The 5864-nt window shown below is 53.2% G+C and carries 7 protein-coding genes; 4 read left to right on the forward strand and 3 right to left on the reverse strand.

Features of this window, described 5'->3' with window-relative positions:
• Window positions 1-59: 59 nt before the first annotated feature.
• A complete protein-coding gene (locus tag AC2LD7_RS21560; RefSeq protein WP_153740073.1) occupies window positions 60-230 on the reverse strand; it encodes a hypothetical protein in 171 nt (56 codons plus the stop codon).
• 322 nt (window positions 231-552) lie between these two features.
• Between AC2LD7_RS21560 and AC2LD7_RS21565 the strand changes: the two genes are divergently transcribed.
• The 3 genes from AC2LD7_RS21565 to AC2LD7_RS21575 all read left to right on the forward strand — a co-directional run bounded on the left by AC2LD7_RS21565 (window position 553) and on the right by AC2LD7_RS21575 (window position 2217).
• Window positions 553-1035 (forward strand): GNAT family N-acetyltransferase, encoded by a 483-nt coding sequence (locus AC2LD7_RS21565; protein WP_484166370.1) that lies wholly within the window; start codon window positions 553-555, stop codon window positions 1033-1035.
• Window positions 1036-1165: 130 nt separating this feature from the next.
• Window positions 1166-1525, forward strand: coding sequence for a hypothetical protein (locus tag AC2LD7_RS21570; RefSeq protein ID WP_484166371.1), 360 nt, complete (start codon window positions 1166-1168; stop codon window positions 1523-1525).
• A gap of 137 nt (window positions 1526-1662) precedes the next feature.
• On the forward strand, window positions 1663-2217 hold the full coding sequence (locus AC2LD7_RS21575) for a hypothetical protein (RefSeq protein WP_484166372.1): 555 nt from the start codon (window positions 1663-1665) through the stop codon (window positions 2215-2217).
• A gap of 325 nt (window positions 2218-2542) precedes the next feature.
• Here the strand turns inward: AC2LD7_RS21575 and fghA are convergent, their stop codons facing one another.
• Window positions 2543-3424, reverse strand: a complete 882-nt coding sequence (gene fghA / locus AC2LD7_RS21580) for an S-formylglutathione hydrolase (protein WP_484166373.1) — start codon at window positions 3422-3424, stop codon at window positions 2543-2545.
• Between the two features lie 54 nt (window positions 3425-3478).
• Complete coding sequence (locus AC2LD7_RS21585; protein WP_008175541.1) at window positions 3479-4606, reverse strand: S-(hydroxymethyl)glutathione dehydrogenase/class III alcohol dehydrogenase; 1128 nt, start codon at window positions 4604-4606, stop codon at window positions 3479-3481.
• A 198-nt stretch (window positions 4607-4804) separates the two neighbouring features.
• Between AC2LD7_RS21585 and AC2LD7_RS21590 the strand changes: the two genes are divergently transcribed.
• The gene (locus AC2LD7_RS21590; RefSeq protein ID WP_484166374.1) at window positions 4805-5674 is read left to right on the forward strand and encodes a LysR family transcriptional regulator; all 870 of its coding nucleotides are present in this window, start codon (window positions 4805-4807) and stop codon (window positions 5672-5674) included.
• Window positions 5675-5864: the final 190 nt, after the last annotated feature.

Here is a 5864-nt window from a genome sequence, read left to right on the forward strand (position 1 = left end):
CGGCCAACGCTTCATGGGAGCCTGCTTTGGGCAAGAGCCAACGTCACGGGCGTCTGCCACTAACCAATCCAAGCATAGCGACACCATTTCGGTTGCGGCTTCGCCTTCACTACAAAGCTGCGCGTGTTGGCGGCGTTATTGGCCCAGGCCCTCTTCTTTTTTTGCGGGCTCAGTTCAAAGGCCTTGGCACCGGTTTTGGCTGCAAAGCCGCTTGTGTTGATGATGGCCAAGGCCGGAAAAGTTGCTGTCGGGGTTGGTTGCCAACATCATGGGCAGCATGGTTATTCACGGCGTGCCCCAGTCGCGGGGCCGTCCAGTTCAAACGGTAATCGGGTTGGCGTTGTTTGCGCTCTGGTTCCTTTCGCCATCCGTTGGGTTGGTGCAAGCTGTTCGGTAGAGAGCATTCAGCGTTGGCTGCCAGAGGAGACCTTGGTGGTGACCGGCCACTAACCAGGCGGTCAACCGGACGCCAAAAGCGTACCGCTTTTGGTTCCCTTCGCTGCGCTACGGCGCCGGTTACCTCAGCGTTAGGCAATCAATAACGGTAATGATATGGAAAATGTTGTAATTGCCGACTTGGCGAAACCGACACATGCAGAGGCAGTAGTGTGCCTTCTGAATGAGTACGCAAAGGACGAAATGGGAGGAGGTTGTGAACTGCCGGAGACTGTAAAGCGTTGTCTCGTTCCAGAGCTCATGAAACGTCCCCATGCGTTCGTGATCATTGCATTCGTACAAGGCGAGCCTGCGGGTCTTGCCATATGTATTGAGGGCTTTTCAAGTTTTGCCTGCATGCCGCTGCTCAATATTCACGACATGGTCGTTTCTTCAAGGTTTCGAGGTCGAAAGCTGTCCCATAGAATCCTCGCAAAGGCTGAGGAATTGGCCAAAGAACGTAAGTGCTGCAAATTGACGTTAGAGGTTCTAGAGGGCAACGAAATAGCACAACATGCCTACCGTTCTTTTGGCTTCGCCGGTTACGAGCTGGACCCGAGAATGGGCAAGGCTATGTTCTGGCAGAAAAAACTGGCCTAACAAAACCAAGCACGGCGACGGCTTTTACGTTGCGGCTTCGCCTTCACTAAAAAGCCGCGCGTGTTGGCGGCGTTACGTTGCATCGGTATCGATGCTTCTGGGATCAATCTAAACAAGGAGTTAGTTGAGTATGGGGTTCAATTTACGTTTCGGTCTTATTTTCTTGGTTACCCTTCTACCAGCATTCGCTAATGCCGTCGGGGAAACCATTCAGATCAAGGATGAGGACGCTCCTTTACTCAAAGAGATCGATGATGGGCTGTCTTCTATGATGGCTGCTGCCGGGGAGTGCCGTAGTACTGATGCCAATCTCTATGAATGTCTCTGCAAAGAATCAACATCACTCAAAAAGTTGGATTCTGCTCTTCGCACAGCACTGGATAAAAAGCCTGAATGGAAAGGCGAGACCATTTATCACGACGGTGTCACTCTTCAGATTCCAAGCCTTCAGAAACAGGTTGAGGACGTCCAAAAGCAGTGTGGTGCTTAAGGTCTTTATTGCGTGGAGTTCGCATGCCACGTAACAAATCGTTGTAGTACGTTCCGGGCCTTCGGCCCTACACCGGACGCCCATTTCGCTGCGCTGCATGGGCGCCGCTAAACGTTGGCGTTAAATTCAGAAACCTTATGCCCGTACCGCATGGGGAGTTGGCTTTAAAACCACAAAAAGGGAGAAAAATGAAAGGATTATTTCGGATCACGTTGTTTTCATTCGCGCTTTTGCTTTACGGGTGTGATAGCTCCGGAAGTGGTTCTGGCCAACAGGCTGTTCCAGATGAGGTGTTCTCGGAACAGTCACCGCTCGCTTTCGCGCAAGCCTACGTGAAGTACGTTCAAGATGGCGCGAGCAAGGATATTTATGGTCAGTTTTTGCATTCGGATGCGCGCGAGAAACTGGATACCGGCTCTGCAATGACGGACTTCATGTATCAAAGCGCGCCAAGAGAAAATGCGGAAATCGCCGAGCGGGGCGTATTGAATGAGGGGGCCGAAATCTCGGAGCGCGAAGGCGGCGAGAAAGTTTTTATACGGTTTTATTTTGACGAAGAAATTGATTTCGCATCCGTATATCCGCACTCGCCCTTCGCGGACGAGGGGTACGTCATTAAGAGCGGTCAAATCAACGTACGAAGGGATGGCGATCGATGGGGAGTTATTGGCCATTCTCTCGACGGAGAGTAGTGGGTTTAGACCAAGCCCCTGCTCGGATAAGAATTTAACAAGTGCAGGCACGGCGACGCCCATTACATTACGCCTTCGGCTCCATTTCATGGGCGCGCATGCTGCAAGCGTTATTCCGAAATCTGAATGTCCGCTTTGCGACCAGGCCGGCCCCCTCGAGTTCATTAACAAAAGCCAGATCTAGGGTCGAATGACTCAACGCCGCCTTGTAGACCTAACCGAAAAACCTTCGAGGCAAATAGTCAGTGGTTTTGATCTGAGTGAATGGAGCTTGGGCGGCCTTGCTCTTCCCCAGAACTGCCCAAAGCCAACTGAAATAGATCTCTTAAAAAGTTCCCTTTCGCCTCCTCTTCAAAGAACCCTTTAGGCAGCCGATTAGATACTTCGCATGGAAGCGAAGGTGCTCCTCAATAAAACTGGCGATGAAGTAGTAGCTGTGGTCGTACCCTTCATGCCGGTTCAGTTCCAGCGGATAGCCACTTTGTTTGGCAGCGGCTTCCAGCATTTCCGGCTTCAACTGCTCGGTCAGGAAGTTGTCCGCTTCGCCTTGGTCCACCAACGCCGGCACAAACTTGCTCGCCTTTTGCATCAGCAAGCTGGCGTCGTACTCGGCCCAGCTGGCGGTGTCTTTACCGAGGTAAGCGCCAAAGGCCTTCTTACCCCACGGGCAATTGACCGGGTTACTGATCGGGCTGAACGCCGAGACGGACTGGAAACGCTCCGGGTTGCGCAGTGCCAGCACCAACGCACCATGCCCGCCCATCGAGTGGCCAAAGATGGAACGCTGATCGCTCACCGGGAACATATCTTCAATCAGTGCCGGTAATTCGTTGAGCACGTAATCGTACATCCGGTAATGCTTGCTCCAGGGTTCCTGAGTCGCATTTACATAGAACCCGGCGCCCTTACCCAAGTCGTAGCCTTCATCATCGGCGACATCGTCCCCGCGCGGGCTGGTGTCCGGGGCAATAATGGCGACACCCAGTTCGGCAGCCATGCGATGCGCACCGGCTTTTTGCATGAAGTTTTCATCGGTACAGGTCAGCCCGGACAACCAATAAAGCGCTGGCACCTTTTTGCCATTGGAGGCCTGCGGCGGCAGGTAGATAGCAAACCGCATCGAACAGTTCAACGTCTCGGAGTGATGACTGTACTGCTTGTGCCAACCACCAAAACTTTTATTACTGCTCAGATTTTCAATAGTCATTGCAACCTCTCAACAAAACGGTCGCCCGCCTGACTGGCAGGCGACCAGATTTCATTACTTGTCGTAGTGAATAACGGTACGGATGCTCTTGCCTTCGTGCATCAGATCAAACGCCTTGTTGATATCTTCCAGCCCCATGGTGTGGGTGATGAAATCGTTCAACTTGAATTCACCTTGCATGTACCGCTCAACGATGCCCGGCAGCTCGGAACGGCCCTTCACGCCACCAAAGGCAGAGCCTTTCCAGACCCGACCGGTCACCAGCTGGAACGGACGCGTGGAAATTTCCTGGCCGGCGCCCGCAACACCGATAACCACCGACTCACCCCAGCCTTTGTGGCAGCATTCCAGTGCTGAACGCATTACATCTACGTTGCCGATGCACTCGAAGGAATAATCCACACCGCCGTCGGTCAGTTCTACGATCACTTCCTGAATCGGCTTGTCGTAATCTTTCGGGTTGATGCAGTCGGTCGCGCCCAACTGGCGGGCCAGCTCAAATTTGCTCTCGTTGATGTCGATAGCAATGATGCGGCTGGCTTTAGCCATGGTGGCACCAATCACCGCCGACAGGCCGATGCCGCCCATACCGAAGATGGCCACGGTAGCGCCCTCTTCTACTTTGGCGGTGTTCATCACCGCACCCATGCCGGTGGTTACGCCACAACCGAGCAAGCACACTTCTTCCAATGGCGCTTCTTTGTTCACTTTTGCCAGAGAAATCTCGGGCAGTACGGTGTACTCGGAGAAGGTTGAGCAACCCATGTAGTGATAGATCGGCTCGCCGTTTAACGAGAAACGAGTGGTGCCGTCTGGCATCAGGCCCTTGCCCTGGGTTTCACGAATCTTCCCGCACAGGTTGGTTTTACCAGAGGTGCAGAATTTACATTCGCCGCACTCAGGGGTGTACAGCGGAATAACGTGGTCACCCACTTTCAGGCTTGTAACGCCTTCGCCTACCGACTCAACAATACCGCCGCCTTCGTGGCCGAGAATGGTCGGGAAAATGCCTTCGGGATCTTCGCCAGACAAGGTAAACGCATCGGTATGACACACACCGCTAGCGATCACCCGTATACGTACTTCGCCAGCTTGAGGCGGCATCACATCCACTTCTTCAATGGACAGAGGTTGTTTCGGGCCCCAGGCGATAGCGGCTTTAGATTTGATGGTCTGAGTCATGTTGTGTGCTCCAGATTTTGTCGGGCTTCGGCAGGTTCTTCTGCCATGTTGATGGGATCATTGTATTATTGTTCTTAAGATAGATAATCGGCCAATTAAGCAAATTACCTTTACTGTATAGTAACAATGAGCCGTATTTTGTTTGCTGGCGGCATTTTGTATCTAAGCTCACCCAAGTCGTAACGCAAGGAACTGAACATGTTTATTTGGGAAGGGGTCAGTGAGTTTGTGGCGGTCGCGGAAGCCGAAAGTTTTACCGCTGCGGCGAAACGATTGGGCATTTCCACAGCTCAGGTGAGCCGGCAGGTCAGCGCACTGGAATCCCGGCTTTCGACCAAACTGCTGTATCGCACCACCCGCAAGGTTTCGGTGACGGAAGCCGGCCAAACCTACTACCAGTATTGCCGCCAGGTACTCGATGGTCTGGAAGAGGCCGAGCGGGCCATGACCAACCTGCAACTTATCCCCAAGGGAAAATTACGGCTGACCGCACCGGTGACCTATGGCGAGAAGGTGATCGCCCCCTTGGTGAACGATTTCATCCTGCGCTACCCGGAGTTGGAGGTGCAGCTGAATCTGACCAACCAGAAGCTGGATCTGGTCGGTGGCGGTTACGATTTGGCGATTCGGCTGGGAAAACTGGAAGATTCATCCATGATGGCCAAGCGGTTGTCGTCACGAACCTTATACGTGTGCGCCTCGCCGGAATACTTATCCGCCTATGGTGTGCCGCATTCGCTTTCGGAACTGGACCGGCACAATTGTTTGCAAGGCAATCTGGATTACTGGCGCTTTCAGGACCGAGGTAAGCCCTACAACGTTCGCGTTAAAGGCAACATGAAGTGCGACAGCGGTTGGGCGTTGCTGGACGCGGCCCTGAAAGGCATCGGGATCGTGCAACTTCCCGATTATTACGTTCAGCCGTCATTGGCCTGTGGAAAACTTATGAACTTGCTGGAACATTATCAAGAAGCCGACGATGGAATCTGGGCGATTTATCCACATAACCGGCATTTATCCCCAAAAGTGCGGATGCTGCTGGATTTCCTGGACGAATCGTTAAATTAAATTCTGTGGGGCAGTAGTTTTGTCAGTTTGTCCAAATGCGCCGTTTGGCCTGCGTCAGTTTCGCGGCGGTCTCCAGCCGTACATATACCAAACGCCTCTGGTCATCCGCCGCGTCGCAACTCCCTGACACCCCGACCCAGCTTGCGGCGCAACAGGGCCCGCAGGGTCACCCCATCCGAGTACCCGACCT

It is taken from the genome of Stutzerimonas sp., assembly GCF_982611455.1.

Excerpts from the sequence above, each read along its gene's own strand:
- AC2LD7_RS21565 (WP_484166370.1), top strand. The coding sequence starts at position 553 with ATGGAAAATGTTGTAATTGCCGACTTGGCGAAACCGACACATGCAGAG.
- fghA (WP_484166373.1), bottom strand. The coding sequence starts at position 3,424 with ATGACTATTGAAAATCTGAGCAGTAATAAAAGTTTTGGTGGTTGGCAC.
- AC2LD7_RS21575 (WP_484166372.1), top strand. The coding sequence starts at position 1,663 with ATGCCCGTACCGCATGGGGAGTTGGCTTTAAAACCACAAAAAGGGAGA.
- AC2LD7_RS21585 (WP_008175541.1), bottom strand. The coding sequence starts at position 4,606 with ATGACTCAGACCATCAAATCTAAAGCCGCTATCGCCTGGGGCCCGAAA.
- AC2LD7_RS21590 (WP_484166374.1), top strand. The coding sequence starts at position 4,805 with ATGTTTATTTGGGAAGGGGTCAGTGAGTTTGTGGCGGTCGCGGAAGCC.
- AC2LD7_RS21570 (WP_484166371.1), top strand. The coding sequence starts at position 1,166 with ATGGGGTTCAATTTACGTTTCGGTCTTATTTTCTTGGTTACCCTTCTA.